This is a genomic window from Nocardia spongicola, assembly GCF_047200775.1.
Taxonomy (GTDB): Bacteria; Actinomycetota; Actinomycetes; order Mycobacteriales; family Mycobacteriaceae; genus Nocardia.
Genome location: NZ_JBJZOO010000004.1, coordinates 13,686 through 34,127 on the forward strand (window position 1 = coordinate 13,686; position 20,442 = coordinate 34,127).

The 20,442-nt window shown below is 65.3% G+C and carries 12 protein-coding genes; 7 read left to right on the forward strand and 5 right to left on the reverse strand.

Going from position 1 to position 20,442, the window contains the following annotated elements; genetic code table 11:
* Positions 1-233 precede the first annotated feature (233 nt).
* The 5 genes from pglW (at position 234) to ACL02S_RS10235 (ending at position 9,749) form a co-directional block, all read left to right on the forward strand.
* The gene (gene pglW / locus ACL02S_RS10215) at positions 234-4,706 is read left to right on the forward strand and encodes a BREX system serine/threonine kinase PglW (RefSeq protein ID WP_412802116.1); all 4,473 of its coding nucleotides are present in this window, start codon (positions 234-236) and stop codon (positions 4,704-4,706) included.
* Positions 4,703-8,341 (forward strand): BREX-2 system adenine-specific DNA-methyltransferase PglX, encoded by a 3,639-nt coding sequence (gene pglX / locus ACL02S_RS10220; protein ID WP_412802117.1) that lies wholly within the window; start codon positions 4,703-4,705, stop codon positions 8,339-8,341. The genes pglW and pglX overlap by 4 nt, the downstream gene beginning before the upstream one ends.
* Positions 8,342-8,420: 79 nt before the next feature.
* Positions 8,421-8,993, forward strand: a complete 573-nt coding sequence (locus tag ACL02S_RS10225; protein ID WP_412802118.1) for a virulence RhuM family protein — start codon at positions 8,421-8,423, stop codon at positions 8,991-8,993.
* Positions 8,994-9,087: 94 nt separating this feature from the next.
* A complete protein-coding gene (locus tag ACL02S_RS10230; protein ID WP_412802119.1) occupies positions 9,088-9,390 on the forward strand; it encodes a hypothetical protein in 303 nt (100 codons plus the stop codon).
* A complete protein-coding gene (locus ACL02S_RS10235) occupies positions 9,387-9,749 on the forward strand; it encodes a hypothetical protein (protein WP_412802120.1) in 363 nt (120 codons plus the stop codon). The genes ACL02S_RS10230 and ACL02S_RS10235 overlap by 4 nt, the downstream gene beginning before the upstream one ends.
* Positions 9,750-9,968: 219 nt before the next feature.
* On the opposite strand, the gene ACL02S_RS10240 is transcribed toward ACL02S_RS10235, so the two are convergent.
* The 5 genes from ACL02S_RS10240 to ACL02S_RS10260 form a co-directional block, all read right to left on the reverse strand.
* Complete coding sequence (locus ACL02S_RS10240; protein WP_412802121.1) at positions 9,969-10,625, reverse strand: pentapeptide repeat-containing protein; 657 nt, start codon at positions 10,623-10,625, stop codon at positions 9,969-9,971.
* A gap of 67 nt (positions 10,626-10,692) precedes the next feature.
* Entirely contained in the window at positions 10,693-11,220 is a 528-nt protein-coding gene (locus tag ACL02S_RS10245) for a hypothetical protein (protein ID WP_412802122.1), read from the reverse strand.
* A 41-nt stretch (positions 11,221-11,261) separates the two neighbouring features.
* On the reverse strand, positions 11,262-12,641 hold the full coding sequence (locus tag ACL02S_RS10250) for a hypothetical protein (RefSeq protein WP_412802123.1): 1,380 nt from the start codon (positions 12,639-12,641) through the stop codon (positions 11,262-11,264).
* Entirely contained in the window at positions 12,638-12,943 is a 306-nt protein-coding gene (locus ACL02S_RS10255; RefSeq protein ID WP_412802124.1) for a WXG100 family type VII secretion target, read from the reverse strand. The genes ACL02S_RS10250 and ACL02S_RS10255 overlap by 4 nt, the downstream gene beginning before the upstream one ends.
* The gene (locus ACL02S_RS10260; RefSeq protein WP_412802125.1) at positions 12,940-13,278 is read right to left on the reverse strand and encodes a WXG100 family type VII secretion target; all 339 of its coding nucleotides are present in this window, start codon (positions 13,276-13,278) and stop codon (positions 12,940-12,942) included. The genes ACL02S_RS10255 and ACL02S_RS10260 overlap by 4 nt, the downstream gene beginning before the upstream one ends.
* Before the next feature lie 361 nt (positions 13,279-13,639).
* On the opposite strand from ACL02S_RS10260, the gene pglY reads away from it, so the two are divergent.
* Positions 13,640-17,587: a BREX-2 system ATPase PglY gene (gene pglY, locus ACL02S_RS10265; protein WP_412802126.1), complete on the forward strand. Its 3,948-nt coding sequence runs from the start codon at positions 13,640-13,642 to the stop codon at positions 17,585-17,587.
* Positions 17,584-20,412: a BREX-2 system phosphatase PglZ gene (gene pglZ, locus ACL02S_RS10270; protein WP_412802127.1), complete on the forward strand. Its 2,829-nt coding sequence runs from the start codon at positions 17,584-17,586 to the stop codon at positions 20,410-20,412. Before pglY ends, pglZ begins: the two co-directional genes overlap by 4 nt.
* Positions 20,413-20,442: the final 30 nt, after the last annotated feature.

The following is a 20,442-nucleotide window of genomic DNA, read 5'->3' on the forward strand; positions in this document are numbered from 1 at the left end:
CGCCGCTGCAACAGCAGGCAGGTCCGCGACACGGACCTGCCCGGTCGACGGCCGCCGCCGAGTCACCGCGACATCGTTGTGGCAAGCTAGTCTGCTTATCGGTAGCGGAGGCCGGAACCATGGGAACGCCTCGCGCTACCGGTACGGCGAGGACGGTGCGGGTATCCGACGGTCTACCGCGGACAGGGGTGGGGCGGCGGCACGGCGGACGATGAGGACAGGACTGCGCGCGTATGGACGAGGAGCGGTGGGAGACAGTCACCGAGTCGAGCTTCGAGCATGAACGCCAGGGGCTGGAAGCGATCCGGGCGAAACTGCCGAACCTCGCTCCGTGGCGCGCATGGTCCAATTTCACCTTCACCGCGGCGACCGGCCATGTCCGTGAGGTCGATCTACTGGTCATCGCCCCGAACGGGGTGTATCTGATCGAGCTCAAGCATTGGAGCGGGCGACTGATCGCCGAGGGCGGCGACTGGGTGCAGACCCCGAAGCGAGGCGGCCGCCGCTTCCATCGGAATCCCCTGCATTTGGCGAATCAGAAGAGCAAAGAGCTGGCCGGTCTGCTCGCGAGCAACGGCGCCAGGGTGTTCCTGAACGAGGCGGTCTGCCTCACCAATTCCGAACTGCGCTTCGAACTCCCGGTAGGCGATCGGGCGAAAACGCATACGATCAGAGAGCTGATCGAGCAGCTGAACGCGCCGGTCCGGGATGCGCGCCACACCATAAGTATCCAGCGAGCCGAGTCCGTCGAGAAGGCGCTGGAGCGGGTGGGCATCCGGCGCAGCGACGCCGATTTCACCGTCGGCCCCTACCAACTGGAGCGCAAACCGCTCGACGCGGGACCGACCTGGCAGGACTACCTCGCCACGCACACCGAGCTGCGGGAACCCGTACGGGTGCGGATCTATCTGCGTGAACGCGGCGCAGACGAAACGATCCGCGCGTCGGTGGACGCGGCGGCGAAGCGGGAAGCCATGGTGCTGCGCCGGTTCCGGCATCCAGGCGTCGTGCAGTTGGAGCTGTTCGACCCCTCCGGCCATTCGGCCGGGCCAGCGCTGATCTTCCGCTACCACCCGGACACCCTGCCGCTGAACGATTATCTCGCCAGATACGGCGACCTGCTGGATATCGTCGATCGAGTAGCACTGGTACGCCAGCTGGCGGAAACCTTGAAGTCGGCGCATTCGATCCGGCTGTATCACCGCGCGCTGGCGGCCCGCTCGGTGCATGTGGTGCCACGCGGCGGTGGCGAGGAGCAGCGCTGGCGCGCGCCACGGCTGCAGATCTCCGATTGGCAGGTGGCCACGCAACAGTCGGCAGGCACCGCGGCGACCATGACCAGGCACGCCCCCACCCTCCTGTCGGCGCAGCATCTGTCCACCGGTTCGGACGCCTATCTGGCACCGGAACTGGCCGCGGCCACCCCCGATCCGATCGCCATGGACGTCTACGGCCTCGGCCTGCTCACCTATCTGCTGGTCACCGGCAAAGCCCCGGCGGACACACAGGCGGAATTGCTGGCGCGCTTGGAATCCGGTGCGGACCTGCGGCCGGGCGCGCTGGTCGACAATCTGCCTCCGGATATGGATCTGCTGGTGGCCGCGGCCACCGACTATCAGCCGCATAAGCGGCTCACCTCGATGGACGAGTTCCTCGAGGTGCTGGCGGATGTCGAGGAAGCCCTCGCCGGACCCGTGGACAGCGAACCCACCGAGGTGACGAAGAACCCACTGGAGGCGGTGCCGGACGATGTGCTGGCAGGCCGCTGGCTGGTGCACCGCCGCCTCGGCACCGGGTCGACCAGCCGGGCACTGCTGGCCCGCGATCTGCAGGCCGAGCACACCCAGCGCGGCGCCAAAGCGTATGTGGTGCTGAAGGTGGCGCTTTCCGAGGACCGCGGCGAGGCGCTGGCCCGTGAGGCCGCTGTGCTCGGCAATCTGCGACGGCATTCCGGCGTGATCAGCCTGGTGGTGCCCGAGGTGCAAACCATCGGCGGCCACGCCACCCTGATACTCGAGTATGTCGGCGACGAGCAGAGCTTGACGACGCGATCGGGTCGGCGCACCGAGGAGACCGTCGCGCGCGAGTTGCGCGATAACGGCAGGTTGCCGGTGGGCAGACTGGAGACCTACAGCGATTATCTGTTCGGCGCCATCGACTTCCTCGAGGGCGAAGGCGTCTGGCATCGCGACCTGAAACCGGACAATATCGCGATCCGGGTGCGCCCCAACCGTACTCGTGAACTGGTGCTCATCGATTTCTCGTTGGCAGGCTATCCGGTGCAGCACACCGACGCGGGCACCGACGGCTACCTCGACCCGTTCATCGGCACCCTGACCCGTTCGGTCTACGACGCGCACGCCGAACGCTATGCCCTGGCGGTGACGCTGCACGAAATGGCCTCCGGCGAATTACCGCGCTGGGGCGACGGCAGCGTGCTGCCGAGGCAGCTGCCCGCAGCGGAATTCCCCTATCCGCAGATCGCCGCGGACGCCTTCGATCCCGCGGTGCGCGACGGTCTGGTGGCGTTCTTCCGCAAAGCGCTACATCGGGATGTGGCGCAGCGGTTCCCGGATCTGAAACCGATGCGCGACGCCTGGCGCAAGATCTTCCTCGATATGACGCGGACGGTGCCGTCGCGCCCGCTGAGCGCGCATCCACAGCCGCAGGCCGCGACCGATCCGACCACACCAGAGCAGCAGCGCCTGGAGGTCGCCGAAGAGGCCACCCGCGACACCCACCTCGCGCAGGCAGGCCTGACCGCGGCCGCCGAACAATTCCTCTACGGGCTCGGTATCACCACCGTCGGCGAACTGTTGGACTACGGCCGCAACAGACTGGTCAACGCCCCAGGGCTCGGAGTACGTGTCCGCCGCGAAATCCATGACCGGCACAAGAAATGGCGCCAACGCCTCGGCAACGCCGAGCCCGCCCCGCTCGCCCCAGCGGCCCGCCGCGAGGCACGCGAAGAAATCGAGGCTGCCGACGCCGACCTCGGCACGGACCTGCTGCGCACCCTGAGCCTGGACACGCTGGTCGCCCGGTTCGTCCCGGAACGCAACAGCAACGGCTCGAACGCCACCAAAGTGGACGCGCTGGCTCGACTGCTGCGGATTCCCGGTATCGGGGACCTACCGGAGTTGGATGCCTGGCCGACCCAGACCGCGGTCGCGCAATCCCTCGACCTGACCTCGCCCCGCATCGCGCAACTGCTGAAAGCGCAACGGCAGCAGTGGAAGAAGGACCCGGCCGTACAGGCCTTGCGCGCGCAGGTGTTGGAACTGCTGGCGGGGTTCGGCCGGGTCGCGACCGTGACCGAACTGGCCGATGCCGTGGTCGCCCGCCGCGGCACCCGGCTGGACGAGCGCGCCCAGCGTCGCGCCCTCGGCATGGCAGCGGTGCGGGTGGTGGTCGAGGCGGAGCAGCTCACCCCCGATGAGGCGGAACTGCTCGTCGTCCAGAAGCGCGATACCGGGGCCCATCCGGTGGTCGTCCTGGCCCTCGAAGCAGGTGAGAACACCGAATCGGATACACCAGCGGCGCCCGCCCTGACGCAGTACGCCCTGCAGCTCGGCAAGGTGGCCGATGCGCTGGCCGCGCAGGAAACCCTGCCGACCGCGGCCACCGTGCTCGACCGGCTCGCCGCCGTCAAACCACCCCAAGGCAAGCCGACCTGGGATGAGCGGCGGCTGGTGCGGATAGCGGTCGGCGCGTCGCGGAACGCGGCGGTGACACCACGGCTGGAGATCTATCCACGGGATCTGCCGCTGGTGCGGGCGGTCCGGCTGACCCAGGCCGGTCTGGTCACCCTGACCCCCGACCTGCCGCACGCGCGGCAACCGGGCTTATCCGCCGATCAGGTGCGCACCCGGATCTGGGCCCGCTTCCCCGAGCTGATCATCCCAGGCAGCGACAGCGATCGCCCCACCCCCGAACTGACGAAAGCGCTGCGGGAGGCAGGCTTCGCGCTGGTAGTGGCCACGCATCCGGACAACCACGTACAGCGCTACCTGCCGGAGCGCTCCGACCAGGAATCCAGCTTCACCCAGCACACCTCACGCTGGTCGGCAGCGGTCACCTCGCGCGCCGCGCACAGCTACTCCGACGACCCCGACCTGGCCAGAGCGGCCCGCACCGAGGAACTGCTGGCAGGTGCCGCGCCACGCGACGGCTTCCGGGTGTTGACCGTACCGACCTCGGCCACCCACCACGCCATCACCGAACTGCGCGAGCGTTTCGACGTGCGCCCCCGATCGGCGACCGCGACCTTCCTGGCCGTACTGCACGAACTGGTTCCGCCCGGCGGCAAACCCACCTGGGACACCATCCTGCGCGCCGATATCGCCGAGCCCGGTTCGCGCGCCGCGCTGAAATTCGCCGAGTACGCACGCACCGCATGGGCCCGCATCGAACCGGAACTCACCGACGATATCGCGGGCGAAGGCCCGCTGCTGCTCTTCGACACCCTGGTATTCGCCCGCTACCACGCCATGGGCTTGGTGGCCCGCTTGGCCGAGCAGGCCCGCCGTGGCCAAGGCGGGCTGTGGCTGCTGTGCCCACAGCCCGATCCCCTGCGCCCCCCGCATCTGGCCGCGGAAACCGTGCCCTACCAGTCCGCACTCAATGAGTGGATCCCCTTACCCGAGGCGTGGATTCGCCAAGTCCACCGCCCCACCCCCGCATCAGACACAGGAGTCCCAGCATGATCGACCGCGCCGCACTGCTTTCCGACCTGAAAAAGCAGGTCAGCGCGGCCGAGGACGATCTGAACCGGCAGCTGCGCGCCCTGCCGGACCCACGAGCCCGGCTGCACGAGGAATGGGCCACCGCCCGCAAACTCAACCGCACCGCCGCCACCGAGAACACCTGGCTGGCCGAGCGCGTCACCCAGGTCGCCGTAGCCTGGGTACTCGGCACCGTCTTCGTCCGGTTCTGCGAGGACAACCGGCTGATCGCCGAACCGTACCTCACCGGCCCCACCGACGACCGCCGCGAACTCGCCCAGGCCCGCTACGACGCCTACGTGGAATCCGACCCCGACCCCACCTACCGTGGCTGGCTGGAACGCGCCTTCACCGAACTCGGCGCAGGCCAAGCGGGCACCCTGCTGTTCGACCCCGCGCACAACGCGCTCTACCAGATCCCGCTCTCCCACGAAGGCGCACGCGCCCTCATCGAATTCTGGCGCGACCGCGACGAACACGGCGCCCTGGTCCACGATTTCACCGATCCGCTGGACGCCGACGGCGTCACCGGCTGGGACACCCGCTTCCTCGGCGACCTCTACCAGGACCTGTCCGAAGACATCCGCAAGAACTACGCCCTGCTGCAAACCCCTGAATTCGTGGAGGAATTCATCCTCGACCGCACCCTCGAACCCGCCATCGGCGAATTCGGCTACGCGGACATCCGGCTCATCGACCCCACCTGCGGCTCAGGACACTTCGTCCTCGGCGCGTTCAAACGCCTGACCCGGTACTGGGCCGATAAACAGCCGACCAAGGACCGGCACGAGCGCGTCCGGGCAGCACTGAACTCGGTACACGGCGTGGACATCAACCCGTTCGCCATCGCCATCGCCCGCTTCCGACTGCTGGTGGCCGCCATGGCCGCCGCCGATATCCGCACCCTCACCCAAGCCGCCCGCTACGACTGGCCGATCAAACTCGCCATCGGCGATTCGCTGATCAAGGCACGGCAACTGGAACTCACCTTCGGCGGGGAACAGGGGGATCCGCTGGCCGAGTTCTCTTATGCCACCGAGGATGTACACGACTATCCGGGGATTCTGGAGCCGGGACGATACCACGTGGTGGTGGGTAATCCGCCGTATATCACGGTGAAGGACCGGAACCTCAACGAGCTGTATCGGGGGCTGTACAAGGCGTGTTCGGGTAAGTACGCGCTGTCAGTTCCGTTCGCGCAGCGGTTCTTCGAGCTCGCCAAGCTCGGTGATGCCGATGGGCGTGGTTTCGGGCGGGTCGGGCAGATCACCTCGAACTCCTTCATGAAGCGGGAGTTCGGTACCAAACTGATCGAGGAGTTCTTCGCTCATACCGTGGAACTCACGGAGGTGATCGATACTTCCGGGGCCTACATCCCTGGCCACGGCACTCCCACTGTCATCTTGGTCGGCACTCGCCGATCCGGTAAGAGCCGCGCCTCGACCATCCGCGCGGTGCGAAGCGTGCAGGGTGAGCCCAAAGCACCCGAGCGAGCCGAAGAGGGACTGGTCTGGCGAGCGATCGTCGCCCAGATCGACACAGCACCCAATGTGAGCCAATGGGTTTCGGTTGACAATCTCGACCGAGGACGGTACTTCAGCAAACAACCATGGGTTCTACTCGACGGCGGCATCGAGATGATCAGCATCATCGATAAAGCTGGAACATCCTTACTTCGGCAGCATATCTCACGAATCGGCTTCTATGGCGTTATGGGCTCGGACGACGCCATGACAGCAGACCGCCGGGTATTCAGCCGCGTCCACGCCGAAGAAGGTTACATCCGCCGGCTGGTTGTTGGCGATGAAGTCCGCGACTACTCCTTCACAGAAGGCGACTACGCATTCCATCCATATGACGAACAAAGAGAACTTCAGACACTGAAGCACTTCCCTGCCCTTGAACGTTATCTTTGGCCATCGCGAACTGAGCTAGGGAACCGCGCAACGTTCTCTCGCGGAACATACTTCAGCGATGGACGGCCCTGGCACGAATGGCATCAGATTCCGAAAGATCGAGATGCCAGTCCGTGGTCGATTCCCTTTGCCTTCGTATCAACACATAACCATTTCGTGCTGGACCGGGGAGGGAAGGTGTTCAAACAGTCCGCGCCGGTGATCAAGTTGCCGGAAGGGGCGAGCGAGGAGGAGCATCTTCGACTACTCGGGCTGCTCAACAGCTCCACAGCCTGCTTTTGGCTCAAGATGGTGAGCCATAGCAAGGGAAATGGAGGCATCGGAGGCGGGATCTCAGATGAATTCTGGGAACACAGGCTTGAGTTCACCGGCACCAAGCTGGAAGAGTTTCCCCTCCCAGGACAATTCCCTGCTGCGATCAGCGTTGAACTAGATCGCCTTGCCAGAGCACTCACCGATGTGTCCCCACATGATCTCTGTCGCACGAATACCCCGAGTGCCATCCTCCTACGTGACGCTGCACAGAGATGGACTCTTACACGATCTCGAATGATCGCACTTCAAGAGGAACTCGATTGGCAAGTTTATTCGATCTACAATCTCCTCGATACAGATCTGAGCCTTCCCGAGCGCGAAGTTCCAGAAATCAATCTCGGCGAACGCGCATTCGAAATCGTCTCAGCGCGTCGAGCAGCCAAGGGTGAAGTATCCTACGAATGGTTCACTCGACACGGCTCCACCCCGATCACTGAAATCCCCTCCCACTGGCCCGACTCTTATAAACAAACGGTGCAGCGCCGCATCGACATGATCGAATCCAACCGCGCCATCAACATGATCGAGCGCCCCGAATACAAACGCCGCTGGAAAACCGAAGGCTGGGACGCCCTGCAGGAGAAAGCCCTCCGCTCCTGGCTCCTCGACCGCATGGAATCCCGTGACCTGTGGTTCGGCGATAACGGCCAACCACAGATCCTCACCCTGTCCAGGCTCATCGACCGCCTCGCCGCCGATGCGGACTTCGCCTCGGTAGCCGCCCTGTACGCCCCGCGCACCGAACTGGCCCAGGTGGTGGCCGACCTGATCACCACCGAACACGTCCCCTTCCTGGCCGCCCTGCGCTACAAACCGTCCGGCCTGAAGAAACGCGCGGACTGGGAACACGTCTGGGACCTGCAGCGCCAGGAAGACGCCATGCCGGACGGCCACGAGAAGAACAAATTCCGCGACGCGATCCCGGTGCCGCCCAAGTACACCTCCGCCGATTTCCTGCGCACCTCCTACTGGCAGGCGCGCGGCAAACTCGATGTGCCCAAGGAGCGGTTCATCTCCTACGGTGCGGCGAATATCGCCACCCCGCAGCTCTACGGCTGGGCGGGCTGGGATCACCGCGAGCAGGCCATGGCGATCGCCATCCACCTGGCCGAGCACAGCCTGTCCACCGAGGAGATCACCCCGTTCCTGGCCGGCCTGCTGGAACTGCAGCCGTGGCTGGACCAATGGCACCACGAGATGGACCCGGACTACGGCATCTCGCCCGCGGCGTTCCTCTCGGGTGATCGGCGCACCATCCAGGGCGAGCACGGCCTGACCGACGACGACCTACGCGCCTGGCGCCCGCAACCCGCCGCCCGCGGCGGCCGACGCGCCACGACGAAGACCAAGAAGACCGCCGCCACCCCCGCGAGCGGAAGCGACTGACAAGTCCCCGGCCGGGCTCCGCGCGGGCCGGACCAAGGAGAAAACGGACAGCAATGACCCTGATGGCGGGAGTGTAGCGGTGAGCGATCTCGAGGAAGGTATGCCCGTGGACGATCGGATCGCCGCCGTACCGTCCGGCGAGTTCATCGTCTACAGCACCGAAGACGGCCGAACCGAAGTGCAACTCCGCGCGATCAACAGCACCGTCTGGTTGACCCAACGTCAGATCGCGGATCTGTTCGACAAGAGCGTTCCGACGATCAACGAGCACATCAAAGCGATCTACGCGGATGACGAGTGTGTGCCCGAGGCAACTATTCGGAAATTCCGAATAGTTCGATCCGAAGGAGCGCGCACGGTCGAACGAGAGATCGACCACTACAACCTCGACGTGATCTTGGCCGTGGGCTATCGAGTCCGGTCCCCGCGCGGCGCCCAGTTCCGGCGCTGGGCCACCACGGTCCTGCGGGAATACCTGATCAAAGGCTTCGCGATGAACGACGCCCGCCTGAAAGACCCGCAGGGCGCCGACTACTTCGATGAGCTGCTGGAACGGATCAGAGACATCCGCGCCTCGGAGAAACGGTTCTACCAGAAGGTCAAAGACGTCTTCACCGCATCCAGCATCGACTACAACCCGAAGGCCGCATAACCCGACACCGTACGAAGGACGAACCAGAACTCTGTGTAGCCACCAGCGCAGGCCCCACGGTAGTCTTAGTGTGTTGCCAGGTAGTCTCGACGTTGTGGCTATCAAGCTCTTCTTCGCGCTGGCGCAGATGATGGCAGATGCCGGGGCCGACCTGACGCCCGACCAGGTTGCGCAGCTGATGCGGCGATGGCTAGCCGGAGAGGTGCGAGCATGCGGCGAGCCCGCCTACGACCCTGCCACCGGATGGCAGATGTTCCAGCTGTGGCTGCGTACCGACATCGGCCAGGCCGTTCAGGTCACCGGCCGGGTCACTCCGCCCGACTTCTACATCATCGATGTCCGGCCGCTGACAACCACCGAGACCGCCGAATTCGCCCAGTGGGAGACTCGCAAATGATTGACAACACCACGCACACCGACGATGTGCCCCCGGACCAGATGGCGCAGATCGTGGCCCGTGCCCAGCGCGGCCGCGCACCTGAGGTCAACGTGGCTCCCGACATCGAGACCGACGACCGCTTGAAGCCACGCTCGGTGAAGATGTCCGACGAGCTGGACTTGCGTGTCCAGCTGCGCGCCGCAGAACTCGGCATGAGCAAGAGCGCCTATTTCCGCTGGCTCGCCGAACGAGACCTGAAGAACGCCTACAGCGACGAACCAGAAATGGTCTCCCTGGAACAAGCGCGCGAGATCGCGACCCGCGCCGTGGACGAGGCACTGGGTCGGTTGTCCAACCGGCCCGGCCACGCCGCATGAATCACCCGGTCGGCGATGCTGTCGTGCCAACTCGATCTGCCGAGGCCAGGCCCATGACACCGCCGAGTTCAGGCGCGCAAAAGTGGAGCTGCGCGGGCCGGAACACGGTGTCCTCCGACTACCGACCGAACTGGCATGGAGTGGCCGGACCGAGTTCGATATGGACGACGCCTACGACCGGACCGCGGCCTACAAGATTGTCCTCGTGGAACCCCTTGATCAGCACCGCACTTCGATGTCGGGTGCGCCGTGGGCAGCGAACCATTTCTGCAGCTCTGCTGTGTCGAGCATGGTTCCCGAACCCACGTCCACCGGCCCTATGACCAGTCCACTGGCTCGTTCTACCAGGCAATCAGCCATATTCGCACCGGTCAGTCTCGTTCGTGCGAAGACACAGTCGCGCAGGTCCGCTTTCCGAAGATCTGCGCCGGACAGAGAAGTTCGCTGCAGGTGAGCCGCACGAAGATCGGCCGCCGTCAAATCGGACTGCGATAAATCGCTGTTCTGCATACTTGCCCGACAAAATATCGCATGGCGGGCATAACAACCCCGTGCGATAGTTTTACGGAGATCAGCCCCGCTCAGATCAGCTTCCTGGAGGTCGGCCCCAACGAGCCAAGCTGTGTAGAGATCGGCCCCGATGAGACGTACTTGCTTCATCGTCGCATCACTGAGTTCCGCTCCGAGTAGCTCCAGGGCAGACAAATCCGCGCCGGTGAAATCGAGTCCGGATCCATTGAGGAGTGAGGAACTTGTCAGCACAGCGGATGAATCAGCGGCAAGCCCTTCCAGATACTGTTCTAACGTGCGACGCGCGATCGCATCATCAGGCCAGCGACGCACTTCGTCAGGTGACCTTCCATATGAAGACGTCACGGTTGCCAGGCGATTTCAGGTGGCGCACTCACCACCTGAAATCGCCATGGTATTGAGGCTAACGCGGTCAGTCGTCGGCGGCTACCAGGAGAAGCGTCGAATTCGATGCCCTATCGATGAGGAACAATTCGTGGAATTCGGTATGAATGAACCCGTAGTCGTTGACGGCTGACTCGTCGAGTTTCCCGAGGATGTACCGGCTGGTCGATCTCCGAATCGGCTCCAATACTTGCTTTTCGACGAGATCCTTCAGTGCGGGAGGGATACTGCCGCATCGAGCCATCCACCGCTCCAGTAAGTCAGCGGCAGCCGTCGTATCAACCTGATCGTATGTGTCGGGATCGATTCGGTTGCGCCAGTAAGGGCCGTGGCATATGCCTTCCTGGTCGATGCCGCCACCGATGTAGTCATCGCGAAACTCGGTACTGCCGATCAGGGCCGCCAGAATTGCGTGATCGTCGGCTTCTGGCATCGAGATAGTGAACCTTTTCAGGTCAATCCACTGATAGCAATGACTACTCCCTGAATCGAACTCGAAGTTACGGAAGTTGATGAGCGATTTTCCGTCGTACTCGAGTACATACTTGGCCGTCACTGCCGAACTCCGATCTATTGCGCATGTCCGAAATTTCCAAATTATTGAGGAATGTGCCAGCGCTTGATATCGACTCCGGGTACATTATTGTAATCAATTGTAGCGCCACCCGATTGACTGAAGGGTCGGTACGTGACTGTTGATTTGGGATCACTGGATATTTCCCATACCTCGATGTCGCCTTTGGGCGTCGAGTTTACTCGAGGCGGTCCCAGCTTCTCGGTGAGCTCCGCGCGCGCTTTGTCCACCTGCTCCTGTGACACCATCTGAACGCCCGCCGCGTCCTCGGTCCCGATCAGCGCCCCGGAATCATCGGTGACCACATCTTTCACCGCCGCCGCTTTCTGCTGGGCTGTCTGTGCTGTGCCCGAGTCCCGGCCGCTGCCTCCACCGTCATTGGTGTCATCATCGTCGTCGATATGCACGCGCATGGCGATGATGCCCGCGAGGGAAGTGATGGTGGCGCCGAGATCTGGCACTTTGTCGAAAGCGCTGATGACGCCGACAGCACCTGCCGCGGCGACGGTGAGACCGACGACTCTGATCAGGTTGCTGGCTTGGTAGAGACTACGGATGGTCATAGCGGTCTCACCGACAGCGACCGCGACACCTCCCGCGCCCGCGGCCAGGCTGCCGCCGAAGGTGAGCAGAGCGGCGGCGACCGCGGCGGCGACGGTGAGCCCGATCGCCCACTCGGCGGTGGTGATCGCGGATTGGATCCCTCGGCCGACATCCACGGTTCCGCTGTGGTAGTCCGCGACCGGCGCGGCGACATTGACCGCCGCGGTGGCTACCTGGTCAGCGCTGGTACGCAGAATCGCGAACTGGTCCTGGATCAGTTGCCGATTCAGCGGGTCGTCCATGCCGTCGAACATCGCGGCGATCGCGTTGATGCGGGCAGCCGCGCCGGTGATGGTGTCGTTCGCGGCGAAGGTCTCCCAGGTGCGGGCCGCTTCGGCGAGTTTGTCGACGTCACCATTGGGTAGTTTGCCGAATTCGTCGACGATCTTCGCCACCAGCAGGCTGAAGAATTCCTCGACACCTCCGCCGTGGTGTACCCCGGTTCCGTTGTCGTGGACCGAAGTCGGGATCGTCACCTTGTGTTCGGTCATCGCGCGCACATCCGGACGCGGTGGCAGCGGATTACACCGGTTACCGACCGCGTAGTTGTAACCACTCGCGTAGAGGACGTAGCCGTAGTTCGTCAGCGCGTCGGCCAGGTTCGTGCACGACTGCATGGTGTCGTGCGCTATCCGGTCGTAGGTTTCGCCCCACTGTCTGCAGCCGGGTGCGTCGCCTGCCATGCCCGCGCATTCTCTTTTCACCGCGTCGTGCACCGGTTTGTCGGCCCGGCGGAGGTCGGCGGCGAGGTCGTGGCATTTCTCGGCGGCGTCGTAGTAGACCTGCCAGTCGACGATCACGACCCACCACTGCGCAGCATCGTGCGGTTGAGTTCGATGGCGCGGCTGTATCGTTGGTGCGCTTTGCGGGCGGCATCACTCATATCGCGGACACCTTCAGCGAATTCCCTTGCCCCAGCAGACCATTGACGGTGCGCCTCGGCGTAGGACCGGGCGGCGCCACTGTCCCAGCCGCTGCCGTGCAGGGCCGCGACCCGGCCATCGATCTCGTCGAGGTGATCGGCGAGGAATCCGGCCAGGCCACGCAAACGGGCGACGACGTGATCGAGGTGATCCAGATCGACACCGAACTGCGAACTCATGGCAGATCCAGACTGGAGCTACGCAGAGCGGCGGCGGTGTTCTCGTCGCGGGCCTGATAGGCATCGGCGCTGACACCGAGTTTCTCGGCCATACCGTTCAGCGCTGTAAGGATCTGGATACCGCCGTCACGGACGTCGGTCCACCCCTGCCCGAATTCGGTTGCCGCATCACCGGTCCAGCTGCCGTCGACCAGCGACTCCACGTCCTCGGCTGCGGAATCCAGCGCGGCGCGAAGCGCTTCGGCCACAGCGCCGACATACTGCCCGACCTCGCGTATCTCCTCAGGGACGACCGAGATACTCGGGCCAAGCCCCGATTCCCCCCTACCACTCATGAACCGGACGGTACCCGAGCCGGTACGAACACGTCCACCCAGCGCGACAACCCCATTCCCGGCACGGAACCGAACCGGACTGTGATCCACCGAACAACTCCGCGCCTATGCGCGGGTCGACCACGTAGGGCGCCGAGTACGGAGTAACGCGAACGTCGGCGGCGGCGTGGATACTACTGTCGAGACATGCCCGAGCCCGCAACACCGCACCCGGCCGTGTGGTTGCCTGCGGACGCCATTCGCCGCGAACACCGTGCGAGCACGGTGTGACCGACGCCCGACGCCCGCGACCCGCCGCCCACGGCGGCAGGCGCACCACGACGAAGAAGATCGCCGCGAACCCGGCGGAAGGAGACAACTGATGAACCGGCCTCCGCTGCTGCGCGACCTCATCGATATCAAGGAACACGTCGCGGGCTCCGACTATGTGCTCACCCTCGCCGACGCGGTGACCGAGGAGGGCTCGACCAAGGCCGTCACCGACTATGTGCTCACCGAGCGGCTGCTCGGCAATTTCGACGAGGCCCTGGCGCTGATCAAATCCGCGCTCGACGGGAACACCTCGAAACCCGCGTTCCTGCACGGCTCGTTCGGCGCCGGTAAATCGCATTTCATGGCGGTGCTGTATGCCCTGCTGTCCGGTAATCCGGCAGCCCGCGCCCGTACGGAGTTCGACTCGCTGCTCACCAAGCACGAGTGGTTGCTCTCGGACGGCAAGAAATTCCTCATGGTGCCGTATCACATGATCGACGCCAAGGCCATGGAGCAGCGGGTGCTCGGCGGTTATGTCGAGTTCGTGCGGGATAAGCATCCGGAGGCGCCGATTCCGCCGGTGTATCGCACCGACGCGCTGTTCACCGATCTGCGGCAGCTGCGCGAGACCATGGGCGAGCAGCAGTTCCTCGCCGCCCTCAACCGCGATTACGGCGCCGATACCGATGACGAATGGGGCGAGACCGCGGCGTTCTGGACCACGCAGCGCATCGACACCGCGCTCACCGCCGACGAAGCCCAGGACGGCAGCGGCCTCGACCTGGTGCACCCGACCACGCCGCGGGAGCTGCGCGCCAAACTGGTGCACGATGCGGGCACCACCCTACTGCCCGGGTTCACCCAGCGTGCCGCCGAGGAGGAAAGCGGCTTCATCTCCCTTGATGCCGGGCTCAGTGTGATCGCCGCGCACGCCGCCGCGCTCGGCTACGACGGCATCATCCTGTTCCTCGATGAGCTGATTCTCTGGCTGGCCAGCCTCATCCACGATGAGAAGCGGGTGGCGCGGGAAGCGAGTAAGATCACCAATTTCCGGGAGGGTGGCGACGCTCGGCGCGCGATCCCGATCGTCTCGTTCATCGCCCGCCAGCGCGATCTGCGTGAGCTGGTCGGCGAAGAACTCGCGGGCGCTGCGGAATCCGCCATTCAAGACGCGCTCAACCATGCCTCAGGCCGGTTCGATCTGATCAGCCTGGAAGACCGCAACTTGCCGCAGATCGCGCATGCCAGGCTGCTGAAACCGCGCGATGCGGAGGCGTCCGCGCAGCTCGACGCCGCGTTCGAGCAGACGAAGAAACTCGGCCCGAAGGTATGGGACACCCTGCTCGGCTCCGATGAGAGCACCACCGGCGCCGATGCGGCGTCGTTCCGGTTGAGCTACCCCTTCTCCCCCGCTTTTCTCGACACTCTGGTGCATATCTCGGCGGCGCTGCAGCGCTCGCGCACCGGTCTGAAACTGATGGGGCAGCTGCTGGCCGACCACCGCGATGAGCTGCGGCTCGGCGATCTGGTGCCGCTCGGCGATCTCTACGAACAGCTCACCAGAGGCGGGGACCGGCCGTTCGTCGCCGATAAGAAAGTGCTGTTCGACGCCGCCGACAAGCTGTACAAGACCCGGCTGCGCCCCTATCTGCTCAGCTCGTGTGAGATCACCGAGGACGATGTCGACACTTATCTGCATCGCCGCGCCACCATCACCGACCAGCAGCTCGCGGGTAAGTGCAAGAAGTTCGTCGGGCAGAACCGGCTGGCCTGCACGGTGCTGCTGGCGGCGCTCGCGCCGAGCGTCCCCGCCTTGCGGGACTTGACCATTCGCAGGCTCGGCGCGCTCAACCACGGCTCGATCACGACCATGATCCCGGGCCGGGAGGAGAGCGTGATCAAGGACATGATCGGCGAATGGGCCTCCCGGTTCCCGGAAATCAAGCCCACCGGCACCGAGCTGAATCCAGGGGTGCGGCTGGAACTGTCCGGTATCGATGTGGAGACGGTGCTGGCCAATGCCCAGGTCAACGACAATCCCGCCAATCGGGCGGCGTTGGCCCGCGATCTGCTGAGCGAGGAACTCGGCCTCGACCGCGCGAGCGGCCGTTTCGACGCCGATGAACTGCGCTTCGTCTGGCGGGGGTCCGCCCGCGTGGTGGAAGTGGTGTTCGGCAATGTCAGCGATGAGGACGCGCTGCCCGACCACGATCTGCACCCGACCATCGCAGGCCGCTGGCGCATCGTCATCGACCTGCCCTACGACGAGGGCGCGCACACTCCCATCGAAGATGCCGACCGCATCCGGCGGCTGCGGGAACAACAGGGCGATAACCATCCCCGCACCGTGGCCTGGCTGCCCACCCATCTGACCAAACCCCGCTTGGAGGATTTCCGCCGCCTGCTCGTGGTCACCAAAACACTGGCCGATCCGCACCGGTTCGACACCCAGTACGCCCAGCACCTGAATCCCGATAATCGGGCCAGTGCCAGGCAACTGCTGGAATCGCAGCGCGAAACGCTGCGCAAACAGGTGCTCGCCACCTTCAAGCAGGCTTATGGGCTGGCGGAGCGCAAACCCAATGACGTCACCGGCGATCTCGAGCAGCACTTCCACCCGCTGCCTGATATCGACGGGCTGACCGTCTCGATCGGCCAGTCCCTGCACGACGGCGTCCGCACCGTCGCGGGCAAACTGCTCGCCCACCAGTTCCCCGCCCACCCGGATCTGGACCAGCGGGCCACCGGTATCGCGGTGAAACCGGCCGAGGCGAAGCTCGTGTTCACACATATCCGGGCCGCCGCCGAAGCCAGGGACGGGCGCGTCGAAGTGCCCGCGAAGGACCGCCCGCTCATGGAGCGGATCGCCGGACCGCTCGGTTTGGGCCAGCAGAAAGAGGCCTATTTCGAGCTGTCCCGGCGCTGGGCCGATCATTTCCGCAAAACCGCGCAGAACCAGGGCAGCACCGGCGACCTCACGGTGAGCGAGCTCACCGCCTGGACCGATCTGCCCGAACCGCGCGGTTTGGAACCGCATATCGCGCATCTGGTGATCGCATCCTTCGCGGAAATGGACGATCGGGTCTGGGTGCGTGGCGTCCCCATCGATGCTCCTGATCTCACCAAGATCCAGTCCGGTGACGCCCTGCGCACGCAGCCGCTGCCAAGCGAATCGGACTGGGAGACTGCGCGCCACCGGTTCGAGGTGATCTTCGGCGATAAGGCGCCCACCCTGCGCCGGGGCAGCCTGGTGCAACAGCTCGCGCGCCAGATCACCAGTGCCGCGACGAAGTATCACGATCCGGCGCTCCGGTTGGTCGAACAGCTGGAACAGCATGCCGATTTCCTCGGGCTCGACGACGCCACGCCCGGCGGACGGCTGGCCATCGCCCGCCGGGCGGTCGAGCTGCTGACCGCGCTGTGCAGCGCGGGCGGCGGATCAGCAGGCGCGAAGAAAACCGTCGAAGCGCTTGCCCGCTTCGATCTGGGCGAGCCGACTCCGCACCGCTACGCCACCTCGATCAAATCGGCCGAGAAAGTGATCTCGGCGCTCACCCACACCGCGTGGGCGAATCTGGAACAGGCCCGCTACCTCGGTCCGGAAGGCGCCGCACTGCTGGACGCGCTGCGCACGGTCGCCCGCAATGAGCAGCGCTCCGCCGATCTGGCCGAGGCACTGCGCAGCACCGATACCAAGGTCACCGAATTGTCCACCCGTAAGCTGCGCGAGGACGCCGAACGCAAGCGACGCGAGGAGGCCGAACACCGCGAGCCGCAGGCGAAGCTTGCGGAGAAGTCCACCGGACCGGCAGATCGTGTGCTCCGCTCACCGAACGGCGGTATCCCTCTCGATGCGCACACGAAAGACGGACACCGGGAATCAGGACTCGCCGCCAACGGGCACTCGACCGGCGCCGAGGTGCACACCGCCCGCCGTTCCGGGAAGTACACCACCACGGCGGGCGAGGCGGTCGAGTCCTTCGCCGCGGAGCTGGCGGAGCTGGCCGCACGGGAACCGGGAGCCACTATCTCGATTCTCTGGCGGGTCGTCGAATGACCAGCGCTGTTGCGGCAACCGCCCTGCCCCTGTCGAGAACGACAGTCGCGCAGTATCTCTCGTCGCATAAGCGGCTCGCGGAAACCCTCGGTACCGAGGGCACACCCGTGACCCTGTTGCTGCGGGGCGCACCGGGGTGGGAGGGTGAGTCCGTCCTTGCCCTCACCGGCGACCGCCACGCACGGGTGATGGCCGCGGCATCGCCGCTGGCGGTGCACGAGGCGGTGCTGGCGCATGCCCGCGAGATCGGTCCCGATCCTCGGGTGCTCGTCATCCTCACCGATATCGAGGAACACGATCTCGATCCGGCGATCCTCGCCCGCACCCATCGCGGCCGGGTGCATACCGTCGACCGCTGGGATGTGGTGCGGGAAACCTTCGGCGCCAATGACATCGACCCACGACTTCGCCGCGAAGGCTGGGCCTGCGAGGCGCTGCTCGACGCCACCGGCGCACACCGCTGGCCGACCGAACTGGTGGGCGGAACGCTCACCCGCACCCCGGCGCTGGCCGCGCTGACCGCGCGCAGACTCGATCTCGGCCAAGTCGGCGACCGCATCGACCCGTTCACCCTGCTCGACTGGTCCCAACGTCAAGGCGGTCCAGCGCTACTCCTCGGCCTGCGAGCTCCGGAACGCGAAGGAATCACCGAATTCCTCAGCGAGACAGACCAATCCGGCGCTACCGGTCGTATGGTGACCACCCTGGCGCACACCGGGCACGGTGACGAGGCCGTGGCCTACGGGCTGGTATGCGCGGCCCTATGGGAACATGCGAGCCCGAGCAATGCGATATACCAGGCGCGGGGTCGCGTAGAGCGCTGGCTCGGCGATTCGCCGCCCGCGGCAGGCGAAGCGCTCGACCAGCTGCTCGCCGCCTTCGGCCGCAGCTGTGAGCAGTACCTTCGAGGTCAGCTGGTCCGAGCGCGCACCGCCACCGAACTCAACGACGAACCCGACGACGCCACGCGCCTGGCCCGCAAAATCGCCGATACCGTCCTCACCCGCGCGGATCAGCTGGTCCGGCAATTCGGCGCCGACGCGGCCGCGGCGAGCAGCCCGATCCTGCACGCGGGTCTAGCGGCCCGCTTCACCGCCGCAGGCGAAGCCCTCGGCCGCGGCCGGGTCGAGGAGATCGACGCGGCGGTCACGCGGTTACACGACCACGGCCTCGCCCCCGATCACCGAGTCAGGATCAGCCGGGTCAAGATGGCGCAGCGGCTCACCCGATGGCTGCACACCGATCCGGATCCGACCGTCGATACCGTCGCCGAGGCGCTGGACCGGCAGCTGCGCGATACCGCGTGGGCTGATCGCGCCCTCGACTACCTCGAAGCGGGCGGTGACGAAGACGCCGCGCTGCGGGTCGCCTATCGCACCCTCATCGACCGGACCCGCGAAATCCGGCGCGAATTCGACCGAGAGTTCGCGAAAGTACTCGCGGTGTGGACACAGTCGGGCAGCGCTCCAGGCTCGATGCTCACCGTCGAGACCTTCCTGCATCGCATCGTACGCCCACTCGCCGCCACCCAACGGGTGCTGCTGATCGTCGTGGACGGGATGAGCGCCGCCATCGCCACCGAACTGGCAGGCGAACTGCGCGGCAACTTCGCCGAATACAACCCGCTACCAGGAGACGGCCCGGACAAGCGCTGCGCCATGGCCGCAGCGCTGCCGAGCCTGACCTCGGTATCGCGCACTTCGCTGTTCGCTGGCGCCCTGCGCAAAGGCGATCAAGCGACCGAGAAGCGGCTGTTCTCCGAACAAAATTTCTGGGGCGCCAAGCGCGCGCGGGTATTCCACAAAAACGATCTGCGCAGCGCGCCCGGCGACCGTTTCGGCACAGATCTGCACGCCGCCCTCGCCGACCAGGACACACATGTCGCCGTGGTGCTCAACACCATCGACGATCGCCTCGCCAAGGAGAGCAAACTCGACGACTCCGGCTGGGAAGCCAGGGAAATCGGTGATCTGCGCGCCCTCATGGGCGCGGCCACCGCGCACGGCATGGTCGTGCTGATCACCAGCGATCACGGCCACGTCATCGATCGGCACGGCGTACCGGTGGCGGCCGACGCCATCGCCTCGGCACGACACCGCCTGCCCGTCCCAGGCCACGACCACCTCGCCGACAGCGAAATCGCGCTACACGGTCCCCGCGTGGTCTGGCCGGAACCCGGCGCGTCGATCGTCGCCCTCTGGGACAACGACTCCCGCTACAGCGCGCAGAAAGCCGGATACCACGGTGGAGCCGCCCTCGCCGAGATCACCATCCCGGTGCTGGCCTTCCTGGCGTTCGACACTCCCCCGCCCACCGGCTGGCTGGAAGTGAACGCGCAAAAGCCGCCGTGGTGGCGAGACCCTGATGACGCACCCCTGGCCGCGACCGGGCCGAAGGCCACGGTCGAAGTCGTCAAACGGGTCACCCGCAAGGCCCGCGAGAACCTGACCGACCAGATCTCGTTCGACATCGCCATGCCGGCACCGGCCATCGAACCGGCAGCAGACACCTCGAATCCGGCCGATGTGCTGATCTCCAGGCTTTTCGAATCGGAGATGTTCGAAGCACAGCTCGAACAGTTGTCCCGCAAACCGGTCCGCACCAAGCTGAAGACCGCGATCCGAGCCCTGCTCGATGGACCACAACCCATCACGGCCCTGGCGCAGCGGGTGGGTTATCTGCCCGACCGCGCACGGGGCTTCGCCGCGATCCTCGTCCAACTGCTCAATGTGGACGGCGTCCAAGTGCTGGAAACGCTCGGTGACGGCCGCACGCTGCGGCTGCACACCACGCTGTTGCGTGACCAGTTCGGGCTGCCGCGGTGACCGACGACAGCCACCAGCCATGCAAGACTT

What these genes read in the sequence shown, in the direction of transcription:
- ACL02S_RS10235 (WP_412802120.1), top strand. Translation starts at nt 9,387, where the DNA reads ATGATTGACAACACCACGCACACCGACGATGTGCCCCCGGACCAGATG.
- ACL02S_RS10260 (WP_412802125.1), bottom strand. Translation starts at nt 13,278, where the DNA reads ATGAGTGGTAGGGGGGAATCGGGGCTTGGCCCGAGTATCTCGGTCGTC.
- pglW (WP_412802116.1), top strand. Translation starts at nt 234, where the DNA reads ATGGACGAGGAGCGGTGGGAGACAGTCACCGAGTCGAGCTTCGAGCAT.
- pglZ (WP_412802127.1), top strand. Translation starts at nt 17,584, where the DNA reads ATGACCAGCGCTGTTGCGGCAACCGCCCTGCCCCTGTCGAGAACGACA.
- ACL02S_RS10255 (WP_412802124.1), bottom strand. Translation starts at nt 12,943, where the DNA reads ATGAGTTCGCAGTTCGGTGTCGATCTGGATCACCTCGATCACGTCGTC.
- pglY (WP_412802126.1), top strand. Translation starts at nt 13,640, where the DNA reads ATGAACCGGCCTCCGCTGCTGCGCGACCTCATCGATATCAAGGAACAC.
- pglX (WP_412802117.1), top strand. Translation starts at nt 4,703, where the DNA reads ATGATCGACCGCGCCGCACTGCTTTCCGACCTGAAAAAGCAGGTCAGC.